The sequence below is a fragment of the Mesorhizobium metallidurans STM 2683 genome (assembly GCF_000350085.1).
Lineage (GTDB): Bacteria > Pseudomonadota > Alphaproteobacteria > Rhizobiales > Rhizobiaceae > Mesorhizobium > Mesorhizobium metallidurans.
Genome location: NZ_CAUM01000130.1, coordinates 1 through 25,912, shown reverse-complemented (window position 1 = coordinate 25,912; position 25,912 = coordinate 1). Strand labels below are relative to the sequence as shown.

Here is a 25,912-nt window from a genome sequence, read left to right as displayed (position 1 = left end):
TGCCGCAGCGTAGCAGTGTCCTCGGCAAAGATCACTGTAAGAACCGGTCGACCGGCAGCGGTGGCTTATGCGGGCGCGGGCAGTCGATCACTTATCGGCATAGGCCGGATGCTACATCCGCACCCGTTCCGACTTCGGATCATACATAGGCTTCAGCGACGCCTCGGCGGCGAAGCGCTCACCGGCGATCTCGATCTCGTAGGACGAGGCCAGCACGTCCGCCTCGCTCTCGCCCTCGCACTCGACATAGCCGAGCCCAACCGCGCCGCCGAGATGATGGCCGTAATTGCCCGAGGTGATCGGGCCGACGATCTTGCCGTCGCGCAGGATCGCCTCATTGTGGAAGAGAAGGGGTTGCGGGTCCTTCAGGCGGAACTGGACCATTCGGCGATTCAATCCGGTTTCCTTCTTCCGCAGTACCGCATCGCGGCCGATGAAGTCGCCCTTGGCCGTTTTCACTGCAAAGCCGAGCCCTGCTTCCAGCACATTGTCCTCGTCGGTGATGTCGTGGCCGAAATGACGGAAGGCCTTTTCGATGCGGCAGGAATCCAGCGTGTGCAGGCCGCAAAGTTTCAGGCCGACATCCGCGCCGGCCTCAGCGATCGCCTCGAAGACATGGGCTGCCTGGTCGGTCGAGACATAAAGCTCCCAGCCGAGTTCGCCGACATAGGTGACGCGGTGGGCGCGGGCCAGCCCCATGCCGATTTCTATCTCCTGAAACGTTCCGAACGGATTGGTTTCGTTGGAGAAATCGTTTGGGCTCACCTTCTGAATCAGCGTCCTTGCCTTCGGACCCATAAGGCAGAGCACGGCTTCGGCCGCCGTCGCATCGGTGATGACCACGAATTCGTCGGCAAGATGCTTGCGCAGCCAGGCGAGATCGCGCTGCAGCGTGGCGCCCGGCACGACGAGGAAATAGGCAGTTTCCGACAGCCGCGAGACGGTGAGGTCGCTCTCGATGCCGCCGCGCCGGTTGAGCATCTGGGTGTAGACGATCTTGCCCGGCGCCACGTCCATGTCGTTGGCGCACAGCCTTTGCAGGAAGGCACAGGCGTCGCGGCCTTCGACGCGGATCTTGCCGAACGAGGTCATGTCGAACAGGCCGACGCCGTTGCGGACCGCGAGATGTTCCTCGCGCTGGTTGTCGAACCAGTTCTGCCGCTTCCAGGAATAGCGGTATTCGCGCTCCTGGCCTTCGCGGGCAAACCAATTGGCGCGCTCCCAGCCGGCGACTTCGCCGAACACGGCGCCGCGCGCCTTCAGATGCTCGTGCAGCGGCGAGCGCCTGACATTGCGCGAGGTCGCCATCTGGCGATAGGGGAAATGGTCGGCGTAGAGCAGGCCAAGCGTTTCGGAAACACGCTCCTTCAGATAGCGGCGGTTCTTCTGGAACGGCTGGGCGCGGCGGATGTCGACCTCCCAGAGGTCGAATGGCGCTTCGCCATCGTTGATCCATTGCGCCAGCGCCATGCCGGCGCCGCCCGAAGAGACGATGCCGATCGAATTGTAGCCGGTCGCCATCCAATAGCCCGACAGTTCCGGCGCCTCGCCGAGATAGTAGCGATCGTCAGGCGTGAAGCTTTCGGGACCGTTGAAGAAGGTATGGATGCCGGCGGTCGCTAGCATCGGCATGCGGTTGACGCCCATTTCGAGGATCGGCTCGAAATGATCCATGTCCTCAGGCAACTGATCGAAACAGAAATCCTCGCGAATGCCCTCCATGCCCCAGGGCTTTGCCACGGGTTCGAAGGCGCCAAGCATCATCTTGCCGGCGTCTTCCTTGTAGTAGGCGCATTCGTCCGGCACGCGCAGCACCGGCAGGCGGGTCAGGCCAGGAATCGGCTCGGTGACGAGGTAAAAATGCTCGCAGGCGTGCAGCGGGATGGTGACGCCGTTCTGGGTTCCAAGCTCACGCGCCCACATGCCGGCGCAGTTGACGACGATGTCGGCCTCGATCGTGCCTTGCTCATCGCCTTGCGCCCAGGAAACGCCGGTGACGCGGCCGGCCTTGGTGTGGACCTTGGTTACTTTCACGTTCTCGACGATAGTGGCGCCGCGCTGGCGTGCACCCTTGGCCAGCGCCATGGCGATGTTGGCCGGGTCACACTGGCCGTCGCGCGGCAAATGCACCGCGCCGACGACATCGGAAACGTTGAGATGCGGGTACATCTCTTTGACTTCATTGGGTGAAATCTCGCGCACATCGACGTCGAAGGCGCGGGCCAACGAGGCCTGCCGGTAGATCTCGTGCTTGCGTTCCTCGGTCAGCGCCACGGTGATCGAGCCGACCTGGCGCATGCCGGTGCCGACCTCGGTCTCGGCTTCCAGCTTGACGTAGAGATCGGCCGAATATTTCGCCAGCCGCGTCATGTTCTGCGAGCCGCGTAACTGGCCGATCAGGCCAGCGGCGTGCCAAGTCGTGCCGCAAGTGAGTTGCTTGCGTTCGAGGAGAACGATGTCGGTCCAGCCGAGCTTGGCCAGATGATAGGCGACCGAGCAGCCGGAAACACCGCCGCCGATGATGACGGCCCTTGCTTTGCTGGGGATCGTCTTGGCGGTCATGCGGCCACGCGGCGATAGTTGGAAGCAAAACGGCGCAGGCGAAGCGCAGCTTCCCTGAGCACGGGCTCTGGTTGGCAAAGACTGACGCGGATGTGGCCGGCGGCGGCCTCGCCGAAGCTGGAACCGGGCATGACGCCGACCTTCTCCTTGTCGAGAAGGGCCCAGGCGAATTTCTCGTCGTCCGGTTCGAGCGCCGATATGTCGAGCATGACAAACATGCCGCCTTCCGAACCGCGCACGGTGACGTTGTTCATGCCGTGCACGGCGTCGAGGAACAATGTGCGCCGCGCGGCATAGCGCTCGGCGATATCCTTGACGCCGTAACCGTTTTCCAAAGCCTCGGCGCAGGCGAGGCTGATGAAGGCCGGCAGGCCGTAGGTCGTCACCAGATTGAGATTGATCAGCAGCGAAATCATCGCTTCGGGACCGGTCAGCCAACCCATGCGCCAGCCGGTCATGCCGTGGCTCTTGGACATCGAATTGATGACCAGCGTGCGCTCGGCCATGCCGGGCAAGCTGCGGGGCGAAATATGCTCGCCGCCACCCAGCGTCCAGTAGACCTCGTCCGACAGCAGCCAGAGGTCATGTTCCCGGCAGATCTGCGCCAGCTCTTCGAGATGCTGTCGCGAATAGACCGCACCTGTCGGATTGTTGGGCGTGTTGATGAGGATGGCGCGCGTGTTCGGCCGCAATGCCGCGCGGATCATGTCCGCGTGGGGTTGGAAGCCATCCTCTGCGGGCGTCTCGACCACGGTGAATTCCACACCCGCGGCACTGAACGTATTTGGATACGTCGCGTAGTAGGGCGCGACCACGATGGCGTGGTCGCCCTGGTCGAGGACGGCCTGCACGGCAGCGTAGAGCGCTGCCTGTCCGCCCTGCGTGGCGATGACCTGGTCGGGGCTGGTCGCGACGCCGGTGCAGGCGGTCGAAGCCGCCGCCATGGCCTTGCGCAGGCGCGGCAGGCCGGGAAGCGGCGTGTAGTGGTGATTGCTGCCGCGAACCGCCGTCACGCAGGCTTCGATCGTCTGGCCCGGCGCATCGAAATCATGGTCGCCGATCGACAGCATGATGATGTCCTCGCCGGCCTCCTTGCGTACCCAGGCGGCGGAATGAACTTCCCAGCCATCCTTGCCCGAAGGCACGATGCCGGAAATACGCGATGATGGTCTGGGCATTATGCAACTCCCGAGATTTGGTAGCCGGCCTGTTCTAGCCGGTCGCGCAACGCGGCGATGTGGGCCGGGCCGACTTCGCAGCAACCGCCGACGATGCCGGCGCCGGCTTCGACCCAGCCAATGGCCTCGTCGGCATAGGCATCGGGGCCAAGATCGTGGCGAGCGTGCAGCACGTCCACGGTGGTGCCATGCTTGAGCGCCTCGATCGAGGTGAAGCCATTGGCATAGGCGCCAACCGGGCCGCCGAGAGTGATCAGTTCGGGCAGTGCTGCGCTGATCGCTTCGGGCCGGCAGCAATTGATCAGCCTGGCTGCGACCGGCAGGTCGCCGAGCGCGCTCGCCGCAGCCGCTATAGCCTCGCCGCTGCGCAGGCGCGGGGTGCCGTGATCGGCGAGCGTCCACGACACCCACACCGGCTTGCCGCTTTCCGAGGCTGCGGTGACGGCGGCGCGTGCTTCCTCGGCCGAGGCCATGGTCTCGCACAGGAACAGATCGACGCCTTCAGCCTGCTCCGCGACGATACGGCGGTAGGTGTCGAGCGTCTCCTGGAAGGAAATGGTCAGCGCCGGCGCATAGCTGCCGAATAGCGGCGACAGGCAGCCGGCGATGGCCGCGTCGCCGGCGTCGTCGCGAGCCTGCCTTGCGAGCTCGATGCCGCGCTTTTGCAGCGACCCGAAGAGGTCTTCTGCTCCTTCCCGCGCGAGCCGCTCCGGCGTCGCGGAATAGGTGTTGATGGTGATGACGCGGGCGCCCGCCCGGATGAATTCCGCATGCAGGTCGCGCACCAGATCCGGCTCGTCGATCAACACCCTGGCCGACCACAACGGCGTCGGCTCGGATTTGCTGCGGCGGACCAGTTCCTGGCCCATGCCGCCGTCGGTGAGGATGACGGACTTCATGCGCGCAATCTTTCGTTCTTCGGATCCCACAGCGGTTCATCCTTCTGCACCACCGCCTTGAAGCGGTCGCCGAAGATCTCGACCTCGACCGCGGTGCCGGGTTCGGTCAGGTCGGCGCGCAACATGCCGAGCGCGATCGACTTGTCGATGCGATGGCCCCAGCCGCCGGATGTCGTCTCGCCGACGATCTTGCCGTCATGCCAGAGCGTCGACATATAGGGGGCGTCGCAATCGCCGGGATTTTCGACGACCAGCGTGACGAAGCGCTTCTTCACGCCTTGCTGTTTTTCGTTGAGCAGCGCCGCCTTGCCGCGGAAGTCGGGCTTGTCCCATTTGACGAAACGCTCCAGCCCGCCCTGCAGGATCGAATAGTCGGTCGACAGATCGCCTTTCCAGGCGCGATAGCCCTTTTCGAGCCGCAGTGAATCCAGCGCATACATGCCGAATGGTTTCAGGCCTTGCTTCTGGCCGGCGGCCCAGACGGCGTCGAAGACAGTAGGGGTGTCGCCGACCTTGGTGTGGATTTCCCAGCCAAGCTCGCCGGCGAAGGACACCCGGACCAGCTTCGCCCAACGGCCGGCGATGCTGGTTTCCTGATGGGTAAGCCAGGGCAGGGCAAGATCGGCGGCGCAGACCTCCGCCAGGATCTTTCGCGAATTGGGGCCGGCGAGGATCTGTGTCGAATATTCCTCGGTCCGGTCGATGAGCTTGAACGGCGCATCCCTGGGCATGCGTGACTTCAGCCATTCGAAATCGTGCCACTGCGCAACGGCCGCGGTGATCAGCGTCATCTGGTCCTCGCCATGGCGCACCACGGACATTTCGGTGACGATGCGGCCCTTGTCGTCGGAAAAGTAAACGAGGCCGATGCGGCCGGGCTTCGGCACCAGGCCGGTGACCTGGAGGCTCAGCCATTCGGCGGCGCCGGGACCTTCGAGGTTGAACCGCGAAAAGCCGGGCAGGTCGAGAATGCCGGCGGCGTCGCGCACGGCGAGGCACTCTTCGCGCACGCGCTGCTGCCAAGGACCATCACGGCGGAAGGTCAAAGTGGCTTCTTCCGAAATGTCGTCGCCCGGCTGAGCGTACCAGGTGGCGCGTTCCCAACCATTATAGGCGTCGAAGCGGGCGCCGCGCGCCTTGATGCGGTCATGGATCGGCGACAGTTTGCGGTCGCGCCCCGCCGGCCAGGCATGGCGCGGAAACTGGATGGCGTATTCGTTGCCGTAGATCTCCATGCCCTTGGCGACACAATAATCGGGTGCGGAAGCAAAGCTGGTAAAGCGGCGCGGGTCGCAGGACCACATGTCCCATTCGGTCTGGCCCTCTGTCACCCATTCGGCCAGCACCTTGCCGGCGCCACCGCCTTGCGCGATGCCGAAGGTGAAGACGCAGGCCTCGAAGGCGTTCGGCACACCGGGCATCGGCCCGATCAGCGGGTTGCCGTCCGGTGCGTAAGGGATCGGACCGTTGATGACCTTGGACAGGCCGGCCGTGCCGAGGATCGGCACCCGGGCGACGGCATCGGCCAGATAGTGCTCGAGGCGGTCGAGATCGTCGGGGAACAGCTGGAAGGAAAAATCCTCCGGCATCGGATCGTTGTGTGTCGCCCAATGGGCGCGGCAATTGCGCTCATAGGGGCCGAGATTCATGCCGTTCTTTTCCTGGCGCAGATAGTAGGAGGTGTCGACGTCGCGCAGCAGCGGCAGTTTTTTGCCTTGCTCCTTCGACCAGGCAGCCAGTTCGGGGATTTCCTCGAACAGTATGTACTGATGGCTCATCACCATCATCGGCACCTCGCGGCCGAAAATCCGGCCGATCTCGGCGGCGCGGTAGCCGGCGGCGTTGACGACGATCTCGCAGCGGATTTCGCCCTGGGCCGTCTCGACCACCCATTCATCGTTCTCCCGGCGAACGCCGGTGACCGGGCAGAAGCGGATGATCCTGGCGCCCATGTCGCGCGCGCCCTTGGCCAGCGCCTGGGTCAATTGCGCCGGGTCGATGTCGCCGTCACTCGGATCGTAGAGCGCGCCCTTCAGCTCATGGGTTTCGATGAAGGGGTAGCGGCGCTTGATCTCGTCGAGGCCGACCACGTCGATGTCCATGCCCTGATAGCGGCCCATGCCCTTGGCGCGCTGGAATTCCTGCATCCGTTCGTTGGTGTGGGCCAATCTGAGCGAACCGGTGACGTGGTAGTTCATGGGATAGTCGACCGCGTCGGCCAGCCCGCGATAGAGCTCGGTCGAATAGCGCTGCATGTTCATCAGCGACCAGGACGAGGAGAAGGTCGGCACGTTCCCCGCGGCATGCCAGGTCGAGCCCGATGTCAGCTCGTTCTTTTCCAGAAGCACGCAATCGGTCCAGCCCGCCTTGGCGAGGTGATAGAGCGAGGAGGCGCCGACGACACCGCCTCCGATGATCACCACGCGTGCCGCGGTCGGCAAACCGGCCATGTTTCTTCTCCAAAGCCTAAGCGCGTTGCGCTTTGATTTTTGTTTTGATGCCGCTGCATACTTTTGGGCGACATGCATTCAATAGACGGGTGGCGAAATCACCCAGATGACCACTGCCGGCTGAACACCCGGATTGCGCCAGCGAAACGGCTTGCCGTCGAAGCGAAAGGAGTCTCCCTCGCCAAGTCTGTGCCAGACGCCAGCAATCTCGATCTCGAAGGTGCCCGACGCCACATAACCGGCTTCCTCCGTCGGCCGGCGCGCCTCGGTCTTCAGTTCCGCGCCCGGCGCAAAGACCGAGCGCAGCATCTCGAAGCTACCGCCGAGATCGGGCGACAGAAGCTCCTCCACCAGGCCGGATTCGCTTGTGCCAAGCGAGCGTCGGCTGCCGGCACGCACGACCACGCCGCGCTCGCTCTCGACAGGCACATCATGGCTGAAGAACAGGCTGACCGGCACGCCGAACAATTCGGCGAAGGCCCTGAGATCGCTGAGCGACGGCATCGACAGGCCGCGCTCGACCTGGCTGACCCAACCGACGGAGCGGCCGAGTCTCAGGCCGATCTCGGCCAGCGTCAATCCACGCGCTTTGCGCAGCGCACGGATGTCGCCGGCCAGCAGCCGTTCGGCGGTTTCCTGTTCCGGTCGGATAGCGGTTGAGGGCAAAGCCAGGTTCTCGGTGAAAACTGCTCTTGGTGAAAAATGCGTGGCAAATTTCATGAGAGGTCAAGTCCGTGAAAAAATCAAGAGGATTTTCATGGGAGCACAAGAATTGCTTGCGCCATTTTGACGGTTCATGCAAAGGCTCGGCCGCGAACGGCGAGTGGGGGCGTCCGTCGGTACCTAGGGGTTAAGGGACGGCCCATGCTGGAAGACAACACGCGGATTGCGACGGCGATCGTCGACGAGGCGATCACCTCGCGCCGTTCGGTACGGGCATTCCTGCCCGACATGGTCGACGACGACACGATCCGCGCCATTCTGGCCGTTGCGGCGCGTGCGCCTTCGGGCACCAATATGCAGCCCTGGCGGGTCTATGTGACCAAGGGCGAGGTCAAGCAGCGGATCACAGACGCCATTCTCAATTCCGGCATCCGCGCCGAGAAGGCTGACTGGGACGAGTACCGCTACTATCCCGACCAGTTCTTCGAACCCTATCTCACACGGCGGCGGGCGAACGGTTTCGGCCTCTACGGCGTGCTTGGCATCGGCCGGCGCGAGGTCGACAGGATGCGCGCTCAGCACGACCGCAACTTCGTCTTCTTCGACGCGCCGGTGGGCATGATCTTCACCGTCGACCGGCGGCTGAACAAGGGGTCGTGGATCGACTACGGCATGTTCCTGCAGAACATCATGGTGGCGGCGCGGGGCAGGGGTCTGCACACCTGCCCGCAGGCAGCTTTCGCGCCCTATCACCGGCAGATCAGGCCGGTGCTCAACATTCCCGACGAGGAGATAGTCGTCTGCGGCATGGCGCTCGGTCATGAGGACACGTCCAAGCCCGAAAACGAGTTCCGCACCGACCGCGCGCCGCTCGAGGAGTGGGTGACGTTCGCGAAGTAGCACCTACTCGTGATGTGCGGCATACAGCCAATTGGCCACGCAGTCCGCCCACAGATATCTTATCTCGCCTCGTGACACTCCATTTTGCTTTGCTGCATCCTCGCTGCGGTCGCACAGATTAGAGAGGAAATTCTTCAGTGGAAGATGCAAAGTCTTCCAAATTTTGTAATGCATTTCAGATCGATCGTCGTTGTCTCTATATAGTTTTAATTCTTCATTTGCTTTGGAAAAATTACCGTCATGTTTGTCCAAAAGGAATGTCCAAAGTGATCGCGTATTGGTAACCCAGCAGTGACGCGGATTGATCATGCAGGAAGCTTCAGAGCCAACTCCGATCTTAAAATAGGATAATTGCGCCCCCTGAACCAAGTCAGGCACCATTTTTCCATCTGACAATGCACGGAATTGCCCGATGATCCGGAAAACGCGCTCAATAGCCTTTGGGTTTGACGAAAGAACTCTTGGGCCTAATCCATGTTCATGCGCACTGTAGTTTCCATTCTTGTCAGAAATCCCGAGTGCCAATCGTACAAATCGATCGACTGAACCCGACACAAAAAGGCGTTCCAAGTTGTGGTGAATTTCGAGCCGATCACTGTAGTGCTCGATCACTTCATTCCAAGTCACCCGGTCTAGAATGTTCATGTTCAATCCCCACTCGCATTCATTCGAGCATGAATGGATTGAAGTGCCGCGGCAAGAGTTGGATTGATCCAGTTTCAAAAGGGTCTTTTCAAGTCATCCGTAGTCGACGAGCTCGCCTGAATTAGTCGGAGGTCGTCAGCGAGCCATGGCCGCTGACGTGAGCTCCGTCGATCGCGGCAACAAAGGTCAGCAACCCCGCCTGCACGGCGCTCATGCCGAAACCGAGCTGGAACATCAGCGGCAGCAGGAAGACGACCGAGCTGAGGCCGATCGTGTCGAGACCGCCATCGGTCAGGAAGCTGATGCGGAACATGCGGATGCGCAGCAGATTGAGGTCGAGCAGCGGATTGCGGGCGCGCAGGCAATAGAAGGCGGCCACCGCAAGGATGGCGATGGCGAGCCCGAGTTCGCCGGCGATGATGCCGCCGGAGGCATCCCTGGCGGCAAGCGAATCCATGCCGAAGACGAGCAGCGCCATGCCAATACCGACGAGCAGGAAACCCGGAATGTCGAATGAGGTGCGAACCGGCTTGGTTGTGGTTGGGAACAGCGAGGCCGCAAGCAGCGCGGCCGTCAGTGCGAACGGCACGTTGATGAAGAAGATCCAGCGCCAGGAAACATAGGTGGTGAGCGCGCCGCCGACCAGCGGTCCGACCAGTGGCCCCGACTGGCCGGCCAGCGAAATGTACATGTTGATCCTAAGCGTACGGTCGCGCGGAAAGCTCGAGAGGATGACAACCTGGCCGAGCGTTTCCATCAGCGCGCCGCCGAAGCCTTGCAAGGCGCGCGAGGCGACCAGCGTCCAGAGGTCGCTGGACAGGCCGCACAGCGCGGAGGCCACGGCGAAGACGAGCAGGGCGAAGCAATAGACGTTGCGCAGGCCGAAGCGGTCGGCGGCCCAGCCGCCAACCGGCATCGAAATGATCAGGCTGGCGACATAGACGGTGATCAGCAGGCCAAGCTGGCTGGGTGGCCGGGCCAGGCTTTCGCCGATGCCGGGCAGCGCGGTCACCACGACATTCTGGTCGAGGCTGGTCATGAAGACGCCGCAGGCGACCGTCGCCGGCAAAAGCATCGACGCCTCGCCCACCGGGGCAAAGCGGGTTGTGGCTGTCGCCGAAGTCTCCGCGGTCATGGAAGGATATTGTCGAACCGGTTGCCTGAACGAGCGCTTGCCCCGACAAGCGCCCGTGATTCCTACCTATCCTCCTGCTGGTCCGGGGCTCAAGCAGCAGTTGTGTCAGTCCATAGTGCCAAGCGGCCAGCCTGTCATTGCACCTCGTAGCCGACTTCCTCGCTGGCATGGCAGAGCGCCTTCCAGAATGAACGGGCGAAGGAGCGGAACACATAGATGTCGAACTGGTCGGCGCCGGTGCGCTGGATCTGCGCGAAGATATCATGGTGCACGGTCGAACGGCCGGCGCCGACCGGGAAGGCCGGCAGCGCGAAGTCGATGGCGAAGAACTTCGCCAGCACCCATTCGGCCTTCGGCCCGGCGATGCGGATCGCGGTGCGGCCATGCGACAGGTCGGTCACCGTGCCGATGGCCGGAGTGACGACACCTGCAAAGGCCGAAGCCAGGCCCTCGGCTTCGTCGACGACAGTGAATTTTCCCGACGCAAAGCCGAATACCGACCGCACGCCGTCGGTGCTGCCGCCGCCCGCGCCATCCGGCAGGGCAAGGCCGGTGACCGTGCGAATGCACGATATCAGCTTCTTCTCCTCGCCCGGCCAGGCGGCGAGTTGCACGATCGATCCCGGCTGCGTTTCGGACAGGATAATGTCCACGCCATGCTCGAAATTGCCGTGCGAACCGGCATGCAGCACCGGCTCAAGCGGTGATTGGCGCTCAACCATGCATGCGGCTCCCGTCCGGATCGTAGAAGTGGTTGGAGACGATCTCGATCGGCCCGAACCGGTTGCGCAGTGGATCGGAGACAAAGGCTCGCGAACCGTGCCTTGCCTTGCCGCCCTTGATCAGCGCCAGTGCAATGTGCTTGCCGAGCGCCGGCGAATAACAGCAGGCCGTGATGTGGCCGATGGAATCGTGCGGATTGGCTTCGTCAAGCACTTCCACGACATGGGCGCCGCCATTGAGCGGCCGGTTGTCGAGCGCAATCAGGCCGACGAGTTCCAGGCGGTCGGGGGCGATCAGGCCCTCGCGATCCATCATCGCCGAGCCGATGAACGGCTTCTTCTTGGACAGCATCCAGTCGAGATGCAGATCACGCGCCGTGGTGCGGCCGTCGATCTCGGCGCCGGTGACATGGCCCTTTTCGATGCGCATCGTGCCCAGTGCCTCAAGCCCGTAGGTGACCAGCCCGAACGGCTTGCCGGCCTCGATCAGCGCTTCCCAGACATGGGTGCCGTAACCGGCGCCGCAATAGACCTCGAAGGCCATTTCGCCGGAGAAGGAGAGCCGGCAGATCATCACAGGCACGCCCGATATCTTGCCACGCACGATGCCCATGAACGGCAAGGTGGCGTTGTCGACGGCGGTGCCGGTGACGCAAGCGGCAAGAATTGCCCGCGCCTTGGGGCCGCCAACGGCAGCACCCGCCCATTCGTCGGTCACCGAGGTGACATGGACCTTCAACTCAGGCCAGATCACGTCGAGGAAATATTCCAGGTGCTGCATCACCTTGCCGGCATTGGCGGTGGTGGTGGTCATCAGGAAGTCCTGTTCGCCGAGCCGCCAGGTGGTGCCGTCGTCGAAGGCAAGGCCGTCCTCACGCAGCATCAGCCCATAGCGCGCCTTGCCGACCGCCAGCGTCGAGAACATGTTGGTATAGACACGGTCGAGGAACTCGGCCGCGTCGGGACCCTGCACGGCGATCTTGCCCAGCGTCGAGACATCGACGATGCCGGCGCTCTCGCGCGTCGCCTTGGCTTCGCGCACATAGGCCTGCTCGATCGTCTCGCCTGAAAGCCCATAGATCATCGGGCGATACCAGAGGCCGGCCGCATACATGGTCGCGCCGTTGGCGATGTGCCAATCATGCATAGGCGTCAGCCGCTCGGGCTTGAGATCGCCGAAGCGTTCCGCGGCCAGCGAGCCGATCGACACCGCAGAATAGGGCGGGCGAAAGCGTGTCGTGCCGACCTCCGGGATCGGCTTGCCCAGTGCCTCGGCCATGATGGCGAGGCCGGGTATGTTGGAGTTCTTGCCTTGGTCGGTCGCCATGCCGAGCGTGGTGTAGCGCTTCAGGTGCTCGACCGAGACGAAGCCTTCGCGATGCGCCAGCCGCACATCCTCCGCCGTCACGTCGTGCTGGAAATCGACAAAGCTTTTTCCCTTGGCCTTGATCTCGAACACTGGCGCGGGCTGGGAGTCTCCAGGTAAGGATTCGACACTCGGGTACGCCATCGGCGTGCCTGTTGCGCCGACCGCCGAAAGGCCTGCGTTGCGGCCGTCCAGTATTGCTTCGAGGGTCTTGAAATGGCCGTTGAAGGCACCGGCGCCGATCCATTTCTGTGTCGGCTTTGGTGGCAGGAAAGCTTGCAAGGCTTCGTTCCATTCCGCCCTGGCGCCGGCCTGGCTGGCGAGATGTATGGTCGGCGACCAGCCGCCCGACATCAGCAGGCAATCGGCATGGATGCTGCGCGCGTCGCCGCTCAGCGCACCGCTCACCATGTCGAAGCGCTGCACCTTGAGGCCGGACAGCGCCTTGCCGCCCTCGGTGGCGACCACGGCGTGGCCGGAAAGGATCTCGGCTTCCGCTTCGCTGGCGAGCTTACGCATTTCGCTTGAAAGCTCCGGGCGCACGTCGACAATGGCGACGATCGCGGCACCTGCCTTCTTCAGCGCAAGGGCTGTGCCATAGGCGCTGTCATTGTTGGTGAACAGCGCGATCCTGTCGCCCGGCAGCACGCCATATTCATTGGCATAGCGCTCTGCCGCATGCGCCAGCATCACGCCCGGCCGATCGTTGCCCGGAAACACCAGGGGCCGCTCGAAGGAGCCGGTGGCCAGCACCACCGTTTTGGCGCGGATCGTCCAGTAGCGATGGCGCGGCTCACCCTTGCCGGGATTTTCCTTGTGGTCGGTGACCCGTTCGAGTGCGGCCAGCGTGTTGCCGTCGTAATAGCCCCACACCGTGGTGCGCGGCAGCAGGCGGACATTGTCATGGCCTTCGAACTGGCCGGCGGCCCGCGCCGCCCAATCGGCAGCCGGCATGTCGTCGATCACCTCGCCCGACCAGTTGGCCGAACCGCCGAAATGCGGCTCGAGCTCGGCGAGGATGACGCGTGCCCCCTGATCGGTCGCGGCCTTGGCGGCCATCAGCCCGGCCGGGCCGGAGCCGACCACCAGCACGTCGCAGAAGGCGTTCATGCGCTCGTAGCGCGCGGTGTCGGGAGCAGTGCCAGCGCGACCGAGGCCGGCGGCGCGGCGGATGAAATGCTCGCAGAACATCCAGAAGCGCGTGCCCTTCAGCGGGCCGACCACCGGTCCCATGAAGGTCTTGTAGTAGAAACCGGCCGACAGGAGCTTGCCGCCAAGCTGGTTGATGGCGCCGATATCCCAGGAAAGCGACGGGAAGCGGTTCTGGCTGACGGCCGTCAGCCCGTCATAGATCTCGATCATGGTCGCGGCGATGTTGGGCTCGCGAACCTCGCCGCGCAGCACCGTCACCAGGGCGTTCGGCTCTTCGACGCCAGCGCTCAGCACGCCACGCGGACGGTGATATTTGAACGACCGTCCGAACAGGCTGACGCCATTGGCCAGCAGCGCCGAAGCGAGCGTGTCGCCGGCATGGCCGGTGTAGGACGCGCCGTCGAAGGTGAAGCGTATGGTGCGCAGCCGGTCGATCCGGCCGCCGGTATCGGTGCGGCGCGGGCTCATGATTTGCCCTCCGCCTTGTGCCGCGCAGCGGATTTGTGGCCGCCGTGCGCAAAGGCAGTGCTGGAGATCTCGTGCGTCAGCGTGTTGCGCACCACCCTCAGATGAGCGCGGCAGCCGCCGGAATGCTGCCAGATCTCGTTGTGGTCACCGGCCGGGTTCAGCCGGTCGTAGACATAGGCGTTCCAGGCGTCGAGATTCTGCGAGGCGGCTTGGGGGCGCTCGCGGTTGCCGTCGCCCTGATAGGTGAACTCGATGACGTCGCGCGGGCCGCAATAAGGACAGTTGATCAGCATTTCATTCTATCTTCTTGTTTGACCATGATCTTTTCCGAAAACCGGTTTCCACTTTTCGCTAGCGCGGTCCTTCGGTTCGGGATCATGGTCTAATGCAGCCTAGGCGTTGCGCCCTGGCCTTTGTCGTCGATCACTAGGCCGCGATAGAAACGGTCGAGCATGAAGGGGGCGTTGAACTCGTGTGGTTCGTCCTTGGCGATGGTCCAGGCAAAGCACCAGCCGGATGCCGGCGTTGCCTTGAAGCCGCCATAGCACCAGCCGCAATTGAGATACATGCCCGGCAGCGGGCCGGTGGTGATGATCGGTGAGCCGTCCATCGACATGTCGCAGACGCCGCCCCAGGAGCGCAGCATGCGGACGCGAGCGAGGCCGGGGAACAGCGCCAGCATCTCGCTCATCACCTCGTCGACGATCGGCAGGCTGCCACGCTGGGCATAGCTGTTGTAGCCGTCAAGGTCGCCGCCATAGACCAGGCCGCCCTTGTCCGACTGCGAGATGTAGAAGTGACCCATGCCGAAGGTCAGGATCGTGTCGATGATCGGCTTCAGCGATTCAGACACGAAGGCCTGCAGCACATGGCTCTCGATCGGCATATGGTCGATGCCGGCGAGCTGCATGACGCGGCCGGTGCTGCCAGCAACCGCAAGCGCCACCTTCTTGGCGCGGATCTCGCCGCGCGTGGTCGTGACGCCTGTGATGCGGTCGCCATCGCGCAGGAAACCGGTGACCTCGCAATTCTCGACGATGTCGACGCCGCGACGGTCGGCGCCGCGGGCGTAGCCCCAGGCAACCGCATCGTGGCGGGCCGTGCCGGCGCGCCGCTGCATCAGGCCGCCGACAATCGGGAAGCGCGCCGAACCGGAGACGTCGATCGCCGGGACAAGGCGCGCGATCTCGGCCGTCGTCATCAGTTCGGCGTCGACGCCGAGATGACGCATGGCGTTGCCGCGCCGGGCAAGATCATCGAACTGGCCGGGCGTATGGGCTAGATTCAGGCAGCCGCGCTGCGAGAACATGACGTTGTAGTTGAGATCGTGCGAGAGGTTCTCCCACAGTTTCATCGAATGTTCGTAAAAGCGCGTATTGGCGGGCAGCAAATAGTTGGAGCGCACAGCCGTCGTGTTGCGGCCGACATTGCCCGACCCAAGCCAGCCCTTCTCCAGCACCGCGACATTGGTGATGCCGTGCTCCTTGGCGAGATAATAGGCGGTCGACAGGCCATGGCCGCCGCCGCCGATGACGATCACGTCATAGGATGCCTTCGGGTCCGGCTTGCGCCAGGCCGGCTTCCAGTCCTTGTTGCCGGTCAGTGCGTTTTTGAGAAGCGAAAACGCCGAATATTCCGCCATTCTTTTTGTCATCCTTCGTGGGCGATGCGGCAGACTATAGAGCAGGCCACCAGCGCAAAGCCAATATTGCGCCATCGCTTTTCGACTGGCCGACTCCGAAAACGCGGCGGGCGTCATGGCTTGCCCCGTGATATGAGCGTCTTTATCAAGGATGCGTTTTCAGGGCTGCATTGCCGTTCGCGAGTCGCCAACAGATCATGTTCTTCAGATTGCTCCGCCTGGTTCTGATCCTTGCGCTGGTCGTCGTGTCGGCGGCGCCGTCGTTCGACGCGATGGCGCAGGCGATCGGCCAGGGCTCCGCTGCGCTGATTGCAGAGCAGCAGAAGGCGATCCAGGATCTGACGGCGAAGACCGATGATCTCGAGAAGAAAACATCGCAAGAGGCCTCGGACGACGCCGGCCTCGTCGATATCCGCCTGCAACTGGAGGAGATGTCGCGGGCTGCACTGACCAGTGCGCTGGCGTTTCGCTCGCGTCTTTCCGACATCAACAACCGTGTCGAGGCGCTGGGCGCCCCGCCGGCCGAGGGTCAGCCGCCAGAACCCGAGATCGTCAGCAGCGAGCGCGGGGCCCTGGCGTCCGAAAAGGCCGAGATCAACGCCGTCATCGCCGGCGCGCAGAATCTGTCGATCCGCATCAATGGACTGATCGAGAAGATCGGCACTACGCGTAGCGAGCTTTTCCGCAATGTGCTGACCAAACGATATGAACTGTCCGACGCGCTGAGCCCTCAGGTGTTCTCAGACGCCCAGGACGAATACGCCAATCTTTACAAAGCAGTGTCGTCCTGGCTGGGCTTCGCCCTGAAGTTCAAGTTCCAGGCGATGCTGGCGGCGACCTTGATGGCGCTTGCACTCGCCGCGGTGCTTTTTGTCGGTGGCCGGCGGCTGTTTGGACGTGTCTTCGAAGCGGATCCCTCCGTCGAGGACCCGTCCTATCTCAGCCGGCTGTCGGTGGCGTTCTGGTCGACATTGCTGCCGACGCTGGCGGTTGGCGCCTTCCTGGCTTCGACGGTTTTCTTTTTCAACTATTACAATGTGTTGCGTGGCGACATTGGCGTCTTCCTGAATGCCCTGGCTGCCGTCATCGCGGTGGTGTTCTGCGTCAACCGGATGACCAATGCGGCGCTGGAGCCGAGGCTGCCGAACTGGCGTCTGATACCTGTCGAAACGGGCCCGGCGCGCTGGCTGGTGCGATTGACGACCGCCATGGCGGTGGTCATCGGCTTCAACAATTTCCTGTCGGTCGTCAACGACAAGATGGGATCGCCGCTGTCGCTGACCATCGCCAGAAGCTTTGTCGCCACCATCATCGTCGGCGTCATCCTGATCCTGATGGCGTTGCTGAGACCGTTCAAGGCGCCCGATGGAAGCTGGCGCCCCTGGCCGGCGTGGCTGCGCTACACGGCTATCGCGCTCGGCCTTTTCACCATCGCAGCGGCGCTGTTCGGCTATATCGGCCTTGCCATTTTCGTCTCGCTGCAGGTCGTGGTCACCGGCACGGTCCTGGTCACTGCCTACATAGGCTTCCTTTCGGCACGAGAGATCGGCGAGGAAGGCGGTTTCGCAGGCACGTCGATCGGGCGCTGGCTGTCGGCCAATTCCAGCTATGAGGATGCAGCCCTCGACCAGCTCGGCCTCGTCGTCAGCATCGCCATCAATGTCATGATCGTGCTGGTGTTCCTGCCGCTGATCCTTTTGATGTGGGGCTTCCAGCCCGGTGACATCCAGGCCTGGGCCTACAAGCTGGCCACTGGCATCACCATCGGCTCGGTGACCATCTCGTTCCTCGGCATCCTGACCGGCATCGTCGTCTTCATCATCGGCTATTTCCTGACGCGCTGGTTCCAGGGCTGGCTCGACGGCTCGGTCATGGCGCGCGGCAAGGTCGACACCGGCGTGCGCAACTCGATCCGGCTGGCGGTCGGCTATGCCGGCGTGGCGCTGGCGGCACTCGTTGGCATCTCGGCGGCGGGTATCGATCTGTCCAATCTCGCGCTCGTCGCCGGCGCCCTTTCGCTGGGCATCGGCTTTGGCCTGCAGAACGTCGTCTCCAACTTCGTCTCGGGCCTGATCCTGCTGGCAGAGCGGCCGTTCAAGGTCGGCGACTGGATCGTCGCCGGCGATATCAGCGGCACGGTCAAGAAGATCAGCGTGCGCGCCACCGAGATCGAGACGTTCCAGCGCCAGTCGGTGATCCTGCCCAATTCGAACCTGATCAACAATGCGGTCGGCAACTGGACGCATCGCAACAAGCTCGGCCGCGTCGACATCAGGGTGGGCGTCGCCTATGGCAGCGACGTCAAGCAGGTTCATGACATCCTGCTGGAGATCGCACGCGGCCATCCATTGGTGCTGAAGAACCCCGAACCCTTCGTGCTGTTTACCAATTTCGGGCTGGCCGCGCTTGAGTTCGAGATCCGCGTATTTCTCGCCGATGTGCTGAACGGCGCCACCGTACAGAACGACATCCGCTTCACCGTCCTCGATAGATTCGACCGCGAGCATATCGAGATTCCGTCGCAGCCGCGCGCCGTCGTCGAGCCGAAGAAGCATGAGGCATGGCCGATCGACGACGACAAGATCGAGGTCGAATTCGCCGCACAGGAGCGGGCGAAGGCCGAAGCCGCGGCCGAAGCACAGCGACTGGCCAAAGCCGGGCGCAAGGCCCGCAAGCCGGATCCCGGTTAGAGTCTGCGAACGGCGTTGAGCCAGGCTCCACGCCAGCGAAAGCAATTGCGGCATGAATGCGGCATTCAGTTGCTGTTCAGCTTGCATGTCATATAAGCTCACATGCAAAGGGCGAGAATGCCTTGCGAAATGCAACAGAGGCGGTGGAAACACCGATATTGTAAAATGTGGAAGTCTGTCGTTGCCGCCGTCGCTTTTCTTGCCGTGGGCGGCTCGGCTTTTGCAGCGAGCGCGGTCAACAAGGACGCCGAGACCCGCACGCTGATCGTGACCGAAGGCGGCGGCAAGACTGAGCTGGCGCTGGCCGCCGGCGAAACCGTGGAATTTTGCCCGAATGGCTGTTTCGTGACCTTGCCGAATGGCGACCTCGAGGCGCTGACCGGCTCGGAAACGGTCGAAATCTCGGGCGGCGTCGCCCGCATCAAGTAAACTTGGGCCGTATCTCTTGCAAAGGCCGGGCAATTGCCCGGCCTTTTATTGTTTCCGGTAGCAATTGTTTAACAATGACGCTGGAAATACCGCCCGGCCTGCATGCTGCAACCGGGCGTTTTAACGTTCACTACGCCGTTCCCCGCTATACCAGATGCGAAGACGCTGAAAAGCGGCGCGACGGGGTAGGCAGGGCAACGAGAAATGGACGCGCGGTCTGACAGGAACGCAATTCCGCTTGCGGTCGATCTCGACGGCACGCTGATCGCGACGGACCTGTTGTGGGAAGGGCTGTTCATCCTACTCAAGAGGAACCCCCTCTATATTTTTCTCTTGCCGTTCTGGCTCGCCGGCGGCCCGGCGCGGTTGAAGCAGGCCATCGCCCAACGCATCGACATCGATCCCGCATCGCTGCCTTATCGCGAGGTGCTGCTGCAGCGCCTTCGCACCGAACATGGCGAGGGCCGCCAGGTTGTGCTGGCGACCGGCACGCCGCGAAAATTCGCCGAGGCGATCGCCGCGCATCTGGGGATTTTCGATCGCGTGCTGGCGACCGATGGTCCGCACAACATGACTTCAGGCAGAAAGCGCGCCTCGCTTGTCGCCGCCTATGGCGATGGCGGCTTCGACTATGCCGGCAACAGCCGGCACGACCTCCAGGTGTTCGACGCCGCGCGCACGGCGATCGTCGTCGCCCCCGACCGCCAGGCCGCGCGCTGGCAGGCCATGCACAGCGCCGAAATGATGCCGGCGCCGAAGCCGACATTCAGAACCATCGTCAAGATGCTGCGCGTTCATCAGTGGTTGAAAAACTCATTGATCGCCGTGCCGATGGTGCTGTCGCACGAGTACTTCAACTCCGACATGATCTGGGAATGCCTGCTGGCCTTCGTCTCGTTCAGCGCGGTGGCCTCGGCCATCTACATCCTCAACGATTTCTTCGATCTCGCGCTCGATCGCAAACACCCGACCAAGCGCAACCGGCCATTCGCCAGCGGCGCGCTGTCGATCCCGTTCGGCCTCGGTTCGATGGCGCTGCTGCTGGCAATCGGCATCGGTGCCGCATGCTTTCTGCGGTGGGAATTCCTCGGGGTGCTTTTCGGCTACATGGTCGTCACCACGGCCTATTCGCTGTCGTTCAAGCGCATGCTCCTGGTCGACGTGCTGACGCTGGCCGGCCTCTACACGATCCGCGTCCTGGCGGGCGCGGCGGCGACCGGCGTCGATGTTTCGTTCTGGCTGCTCGCCTTCTCGATCTTCTTCTTCCTGTCGCTGGCGCTGGTGAAGCGCTTCGTCGAGCTGCGCACCACCGCCATTCCGGCCGGTGAGCGTATTGCCGGCCGCGGCTACCGCACCGAGGACCAGGAGATCGTCGCCCAGGCGGGAATGGCCTCGGCCTTCTCCTCGGCACTGGTGCTGGCGCTCTATATGGACAGCGCCGCGGTGCGCGAACTCTATCCGAACCCCTGGCTGGTCTGGCCGCTGGCGCCGATCGTGCTCTACCTGACCATTCGCGTCTGGATACTCGCCCGCCGCGACGAGATGCATGACGATCCGGTCGTCTTCATCATCCGCGACTGGCGTAGCCAGATCGTCGTGCTCATCGGCGCCGCGCTGCTGGTCGCTGGAAGCCTGTAGACATGGCCGGGGAGCCGTTTCAGAGCTTTGGCCTCGCGACGCCGCCGGCACCCAATGTGATTTCGGCGGGTGACGGCATCGCGCTGCTGAAGCAGCGCAAAGCCAAGAAAGGCGCCTTGCTCGCCTATGGCAATGGCCGTTCCTATGGCGATTCGTGCCAGAATGAGGCGGGCACGCTTGTCGACATGCGGCCGCTGGCCCGCATCCGCGCCTTCAATGCGGAAACCGGCGTGATCGAAGCCGAGTCCGGCGCACTTCTGTCCGACATCATCGCCCATGCGGCGCCCTATGGCTTCTTTCCGGCAGTCGTTCCAGGCACCCAGTTCGTCACGCTCGGCGGCGCCATTGCCAATGACGTCCATGGCAAGAACCATCACCGGCGCGGCACCTTCGGCTGCCATGTCGAATCCTTGACCCTGCTCAGATCCGACGGGCAAACCTATCATTGCTCGGCCACCGACAATGCATGGCTGTTTGGAGCGACGATCGGCGGCATGGGGCTGACCGGCCTGATCGTGTCCGCATCGATCCGGCTGATGCGGGTGCCATCGCTCGACATCGTCGAGACGGCGACGCCTTTCCGCAACCTCGGCGAATTCTTCGAGCTTGCCGAAGCGGCCGATATGGCCAACGAATATGCCGTCGCCTGGATCGACCAGCTTGCCGGCGGCCATCGCAGCGGCCGCGGGCTGCTGTTCACCGGCAATCATGCCGAGCATGGCTCGCATGCGGCCTGGCAGGCTGGCGGCCGGTTTTCGGTGCCCTTCCAGCCGCCGTTCAACGTGCTCAACCGGCCGTTCCTGACCGTTTTCAACGCCGTCTACCGGTGGAAGAAAGGTCGGTCCACGGCGCCGCGGCATGTCGGCTATCAGGGTTTCTTCTTTCCGCTCGACGGCGTTGGCAATTGGAACCGCCTCTACGGACCGAACGGGCTTTTCCAGCATCAGAGCGTGGTGCCGGAAAATGTTGCGCGACAGGTCGTGCCGGCGCTGCTGGCGGCCGCCAAGCGGACCGGGCAGGGCTCGTTCCTCACGGTCCTGAAGCGCTTCGGCACGGTCCGCTCACCGGCGCTGCTGTCGTTCCCGCGGCCGGGTTTCACGCTGACGCTGGATTTTCCCAACCGTGGCCAGGCGACGCTGGCGCTGCTCAAGGAACTGGACCGCATCACTGTCGAAGCCGGCGGCGCGGTCAATCCCTACAAGGACGCCCGTATGGGCGCCGACATCTTCGCCGCCTCGTTTCCGAAATGGCACCGCCTCGAAGCAATCCGCGACCCTGCCTTCATGTCGAGTTTCTGGGCCCGAACGGCGAAACAGCTCGAAGAGCAAGGAGACGCCACCCAAGCCGCGGAGTAGATAAAATTCGAATAATTCATGGTTAACGAATCGATAACTCAAAGATTTACCGGAAACGCTCTTATTACTTCACGAAATATTTGTGGATTTGTAATAGGACGGCTGAAGGGGTTGGTGGGAAGAACATGAAATATATCGCCTTCATTCTGTTCACGGTCATGACCAATGCCGCCGCGCAGCTCATGCTGAAGCAAGGCATGATGTCGCTCGGTCCGGTTTCCTTCGAGGGCGTCAATCCGCTGCTCAAGCTGTTGCAGATCGTGTTCAGCCCGTGGGTGTTCCTAGGCCTTTGCACCTTCGTCATCTCGATGGCCTCGCACCTCTATGTGCTGTCCAAGGTAGAGCTCAGTTTCGCCTATCCGTTCCTCAGCCTTGCCTATGTCGCGGTCGCGATCTTCGCCTATTTCATCTTCCGCGAAGATCTCAATGCCTGGCGCATCGCCGGCATCGCCTTCATTTGCGTCGGCACGGTGCTGATCGCGCAAAGTGGGCGAGATTTGGGTGGGCGAGGGCATGAGGACCAGACCGCCTCCATCGCCCCTGACAAGATTCACGCAAACGAGATCGTTCGATGAGACATGTGATTTTCGGCGGCGACGGTTTCGTCGGCCGCCATCTGGCCCCAAAGCTTCTCGCCGATGGCGAGGATGTGGTCGTCGCCGACATCGCCAAAAGCGATCTGCCGCACTACCGCTCGGTCCGCTATGTCAGATGCGATGTCACCGATCCGGCCTCGGTCGCTTCGGTCGTGCTGAAGGCCGACGACATGGTCTATAATCTGTCGGCCAAGATGCTGTCGCCGATCCAGGTGCGGGCCAAGCGGCACGAATTCTTCTTCCCGGTGAATTTCCATGGCACCGAGCACATTATGCAGGCGATGGACAAGGCCAGCGCTCCGAGGCTCGTCCACTACACGACCGACATGATCTACGGCCACACGGTCACATTCCCGATGACCGAGGAGCACCCGGTCGCGCCCCTTGGCGAATATGGCTGGTCGAAGCAGAAGACCGAGGAACTGGCCGCCGAATGGCGCAAGCGCGGCATGTCGATCTCGCTGTTTCGGCCGCGCCTCATCATCGGTCCCGGCCGCCTCGGCATTCTGGAAAAACTGTTCAAGCTGATCGACTGGAATTTTCCGGTACCGATGATCGGCTCGGGCAGGAATCCCTATCAGTTCATCTCGGTGTTCGACTGCGCCGAGGCGGCGCGTGCCGCCTGGAAGGCCGGTGTGCCTGATGAGGCCTACAATCTGGGCTCCCTCAACCCGCCGCCGGTGAAGAAATTGCTCGGCGACCTGATCAAGCATGCCGGCTCGAAGTCGATCCTGATTCCGACACCGGGCTGGGCGGTCAAGCGCACGCTCGACCTGCTCGACCTCATGAACATGCCGATCATGGATCCGGAACAATATCTGATCGCCGACGAGGAATGCGTGCTGGACGTATCCAAGGCCGAGCGCCAGCTCGGCTGGGTGCCGCAATATCGCGACGAGGATATGCTGATCGCAGCCTACAGCGAATACCGCGCCAAGAAGGACGGCCACGCCGTCGCCACCAAACATGTGCCCGCCGAATAATGGCGCCTGCCGAACAAAGGATTTCTTGAGATGACCGTGATGGCCAAGCCGGAACACACAAAAGCGCGCACCGTGGTCAGCGCACCGGCGCTGTCGCCGGATACTACCCAGAAGCCAGACCTGATCAGCGTCGAACAGGCGAAGGCCATGGACGTGGCGCGGATGACCGACCTGTTCAAGGCGCATCTCAACCCGGGTCAGTTGCATTTCATGAAGCTGCTCGGCTTCCACAAGATCAAGATCGAGCGCGCCGAAGGCATGTTCTACATCGACCAGAACGGCCGCAAGATCCTGGATTTCTTCGGCGGCTTCGGCTCGCTGGCCTTCGGTCACAACCATCCTCGCATTCTCGAGGCACGCCGCAAATTCCAGGAGGAGAAGCGGCAGGAGATCGCCATCGCTTTCATGTCGCAATATGCGGCGGCCCTGGCCCACAACATCGCCAAATGCTCGCCCGGCGAACTCGATATGGTGTTCCTCGGCTCGTCCGGCTCGGAGGCCATGGAAGCCGCGGTGAAGCTCGCCGAGCGCGCCGCCGGCCCGAAGCGGCCGAAGGTCGTCTATGCCGAGAATTCCTTCCACGGCAAGACCAAGGGCGTGCTGGCGATCACCGACGGTCAGCTCTACCGCGCCGACTTCAAGGTTGCCGAAAATGTGGTGCGCATTCCGTTCGCCGATATCGAGGCGGTCGAGCGCGCCTTCCGCACTGACCCCGAGATCGGCGTCATCGTGCTCGAAACCATCCAGGGCGGTGGCGGCATCATCCAGGCGCCGGCCGAGTACTGGCAGAAGCTGCGTGCGCTGTGCGACCAGTATGGCGTGCTGTGGGTGGCCGACGAAGTACAGTGCGGCTATGGCCGCTCCGGCCGCTTCTATGCTTTCGAGCATTACGGCGTCATTCCCGATGTGACGGCGCTGGCCAAGTCGCTCGGTGGCGGCAAGGCGGCTGTCGGCGCCATGATCGCCCGGCGCGAGATCTACATGAAGGCCTACGGCACGCCGAAGACGGCGATGATCCATGCCATGGCCACCTTCGGCGGCATGGGCGAGGCCTGCGTCACATCGATCGAGGCGCTCAACGTGCTCTATGACGAGGGGCTGATCGACAATGCCGCCGTCACCGGCGATTACCTGCTGCAGCGCCTGCAGGCGCTCAGGGAAAAATACCCGAAGATGATCAAGGACGTGCGCGGCAAGGGTCTGATGGTCGGGCTGGAGTTCCACGACTTTTCGCAGACCTTGCCGATGGTGCTGCGCCCCGTCGTCAGCGTGCTCGACGATAAGCTGAAGGGCTCGCTGTCCGGCTTCGTCGGTGCGCTGCTGCTGCGCGACTATGACGTGCTCGTCGCCTTTACCGAATACAACCGCAACGTCATCCGCCTCGAACCGCCGCTGATCTGCCAGCGCGAACATGTCGACCGCTTCATCGAGGCGCTCGACAGACTGTTGTCGCGGGGCATCGTGTCGATCGTGAAGGACTTCGTCAAAAGCCAGGTTCGCTGAACGAATGTCCGCCGAGCGAAACCCATGCTGACCAGGTCTCCCGCTCCGACAAACCTGCTCGACCGGCCCACCGGGGCCGGTCTGGCGTGGGGTGAGGGGGCCTATGCGCGCTTGGCCGCGCCGATCGGTGCGGCGGCCTTCGCTTTCTACATCCTTTTGACGGCGGTGACGGCGTGGTTCATGCCCGACGCCAATTGGGACATGCTGCCTTATCTCGCGATCGCCGAGGAGAGCACCTATCCCGATGCGCAGGCACTGCATGATTATGCCTATGGCACCGTCAAGGCCGAATTGTCGGCGGGCGACTACAAGACACTGACCGACGATAGCGGCGGCTTCCGCAGCCATATGGCCGGGAACGCCGCCGATTTCCATTCCCTGCTCGGCATGTACCGGATCAAGTTCCTCTATGCCGAGATCCTGTCGACGATGAACTCGGTGATGTCACCGGTCGAGGCGATGCGGTTGTTACAGGTGTTCTCGGTTCTGCTGTTCGGTGCGATCGCACTGCTCTGGTTGCGCTCCGAAGGCGCGTTGGCGCTGGCGCCGGTTCTCGGCGCGGTGCTGATCATGGCCGATTTCGGCGACGCTGCGCGGGCATCGACGCCTGATCTCCTGTGCTCGGCGCTGTTCCTCGGCGGGCTCTTTGCCTACACGCGCGGCCGTGAACTGGCCACCGCGATCCTGCTCTTCCTCGCTTTCATGGCGCGGCCCGACAATATTGTTTTCCTTGCTATTTTTGCCGTGTTGCTATTGGTCTTCCGGCAGAAGGCGTGGGGCGCGCTGGCTGGCTTTGCCGCCTCGCTCGTCGCCTATTTCGCCATCTCGCACTGGGCGCAGCATCCGGGCTGGTGGCCGCATCTGTGGTTCTCGTCGATCGAGCAGCGCTACAATATGGACGGCTTCGATCCGCCGTTCTCGGCTATCGCCTACCTT

20 protein-coding genes are annotated in these 25,912 nt (G+C 62.8%); 9 read left to right on the top strand and 11 right to left on the bottom strand.

All coding sequences use genetic code 11. The features are described 5' to 3' along the window. Positions 1–111: 111 nt before the first annotated feature. From MESS2_RS21080 to MESS2_RS21060, 5 genes are all read right to left on the bottom strand, one after another. Positions 112–2,562 (bottom strand): GcvT family protein, encoded by a 2,451-nt coding sequence (locus MESS2_RS21080; RefSeq protein WP_008876475.1) that lies wholly within the window; start codon positions 2,560–2,562, stop codon positions 112–114. After that, positions 2,559–3,740: a pyridoxal phosphate-dependent aminotransferase gene (locus tag MESS2_RS21075; RefSeq protein WP_008876474.1), complete on the bottom strand. Its 1,182-nt coding sequence runs from the start codon at positions 3,738–3,740 to the stop codon at positions 2,559–2,561. Before MESS2_RS21075 ends, MESS2_RS21080 begins: the two co-directional genes overlap by 4 nt. Next, a complete protein-coding gene (locus tag MESS2_RS21070; RefSeq protein WP_008876473.1) occupies positions 3,740–4,639 on the bottom strand; it encodes a homocysteine S-methyltransferase family protein in 900 nt (299 codons plus the stop codon). The genes MESS2_RS21075 and MESS2_RS21070 overlap by 1 nt, the downstream gene beginning before the upstream one ends. Beyond that, on the bottom strand, positions 4,636–7,089 hold the full coding sequence (locus MESS2_RS21065) for a GcvT family protein (protein WP_008876472.1): 2,454 nt from the start codon (positions 7,087–7,089) through the stop codon (positions 4,636–4,638). Before MESS2_RS21065 ends, MESS2_RS21070 begins: the two co-directional genes overlap by 4 nt. 78 nt (positions 7,090–7,167) lie before the next feature. Further along, complete coding sequence (locus MESS2_RS21060) at positions 7,168–7,809, bottom strand: helix-turn-helix domain-containing protein (protein ID WP_008876471.1); 642 nt, start codon at positions 7,807–7,809, stop codon at positions 7,168–7,170. Between the two features lie 144 nt (positions 7,810–7,953). On the opposite strand from MESS2_RS21060, the gene MESS2_RS21055 reads away from it, so the two are divergent. Then, positions 7,954–8,652, top strand: a complete 699-nt coding sequence (locus MESS2_RS21055) for a nitroreductase (RefSeq protein ID WP_008876470.1) — start codon at positions 7,954–7,956, stop codon at positions 8,650–8,652. Between the two features lie 3 nt (positions 8,653–8,655). On the opposite strand, the gene MESS2_RS32410 is transcribed toward MESS2_RS21055, so the two are convergent. The 6 genes from MESS2_RS32410 to MESS2_RS21030 all read right to left on the bottom strand — a co-directional run bounded on the left by MESS2_RS32410 (position 8,656) and on the right by MESS2_RS21030 (position 15,782). Further along, positions 8,656–9,297 carry a hypothetical protein gene (locus MESS2_RS32410; RefSeq protein ID WP_157357785.1) on the bottom strand — a complete coding sequence of 214 codons (642 nt, stop codon included), beginning with the start codon at positions 9,295–9,297 and terminating at the stop codon, positions 8,656–8,658. Positions 9,298–9,418: 121 nt separating this feature from the next. Next, a complete protein-coding gene (locus tag MESS2_RS21050; RefSeq protein ID WP_008876468.1) occupies positions 9,419–10,432 on the bottom strand; it encodes an MFS transporter in 1,014 nt (337 codons plus the stop codon). 134 nt (positions 10,433–10,566) lie between these two features. Beyond that, positions 10,567–11,154 (bottom strand): sarcosine oxidase subunit gamma, encoded by a 588-nt coding sequence (locus MESS2_RS21045; protein WP_008876467.1) that lies wholly within the window; start codon positions 11,152–11,154, stop codon positions 10,567–10,569. Continuing rightward, a complete protein-coding gene (locus MESS2_RS21040) occupies positions 11,147–14,140 on the bottom strand; it encodes a sarcosine oxidase subunit alpha (protein WP_008876466.1) in 2,994 nt (997 codons plus the stop codon). The genes MESS2_RS21045 and MESS2_RS21040 overlap by 8 nt, the downstream gene beginning before the upstream one ends. After that, positions 14,137–14,433: a sarcosine oxidase subunit delta gene (locus tag MESS2_RS21035; RefSeq protein WP_008876465.1), complete on the bottom strand. Its 297-nt coding sequence runs from the start codon at positions 14,431–14,433 to the stop codon at positions 14,137–14,139. The genes MESS2_RS21040 and MESS2_RS21035 overlap by 4 nt, the downstream gene beginning before the upstream one ends. Before the next feature lie 89 nt (positions 14,434–14,522). Beyond that, complete coding sequence (locus MESS2_RS21030; RefSeq protein WP_008876464.1) at positions 14,523–15,782, bottom strand: sarcosine oxidase subunit beta; 1,260 nt, start codon at positions 15,780–15,782, stop codon at positions 14,523–14,525. A gap of 197 nt (positions 15,783–15,979) precedes the next feature. Between MESS2_RS21030 and MESS2_RS21025 the strand changes: the two genes are divergently transcribed. The 8 genes from MESS2_RS21025 to MESS2_RS20990 all read left to right on the top strand — a co-directional run. Then, positions 15,980–18,472 (top strand): mechanosensitive ion channel family protein, encoded by a 2,493-nt coding sequence (locus MESS2_RS21025; RefSeq protein WP_008876463.1) that lies wholly within the window; start codon positions 15,980–15,982, stop codon positions 18,470–18,472. Between the two features lie 165 nt (positions 18,473–18,637). Beyond that, positions 18,638–18,901 (top strand): hypothetical protein, encoded by a 264-nt coding sequence (locus MESS2_RS21020; RefSeq protein WP_008876462.1) that lies wholly within the window; start codon positions 18,638–18,640, stop codon positions 18,899–18,901. A gap of 204 nt (positions 18,902–19,105) precedes the next feature. Beyond that, positions 19,106–20,539: a UbiA family prenyltransferase gene (locus MESS2_RS21015; protein ID WP_008876461.1), complete on the top strand. Its 1,434-nt coding sequence runs from the start codon at positions 19,106–19,108 to the stop codon at positions 20,537–20,539. A 2-nt stretch (positions 20,540–20,541) separates the two neighbouring features. Beyond that, positions 20,542–21,894: an FAD-binding oxidoreductase gene (locus MESS2_RS21010; protein WP_008876460.1), complete on the top strand. Its 1,353-nt coding sequence runs from the start codon at positions 20,542–20,544 to the stop codon at positions 21,892–21,894. Positions 21,895–22,019: 125 nt separating this feature from the next. Then, positions 22,020–22,469: an EamA family transporter gene (locus tag MESS2_RS21005; RefSeq protein WP_008876459.1), complete on the top strand. Its 450-nt coding sequence runs from the start codon at positions 22,020–22,022 to the stop codon at positions 22,467–22,469. Continuing rightward, a complete protein-coding gene (locus MESS2_RS21000) occupies positions 22,466–23,473 on the top strand; it encodes an NAD-dependent epimerase/dehydratase family protein (protein WP_008876458.1) in 1,008 nt (335 codons plus the stop codon). The genes MESS2_RS21005 and MESS2_RS21000 overlap by 4 nt, the downstream gene beginning before the upstream one ends. A 30-nt stretch (positions 23,474–23,503) precedes the next feature. After that, positions 23,504–24,976, top strand: a complete 1,473-nt coding sequence (locus MESS2_RS20995) for an aspartate aminotransferase family protein (RefSeq protein ID WP_008876457.1) — start codon at positions 23,504–23,506, stop codon at positions 24,974–24,976. 24 nt (positions 24,977–25,000) lie between these two features. Further along, positions 25,001–25,912, top strand: a 912-nt coding sequence (locus MESS2_RS20990; RefSeq protein ID WP_040593632.1) for a hypothetical protein, incomplete at its 3' end; no start/stop codon positions are given.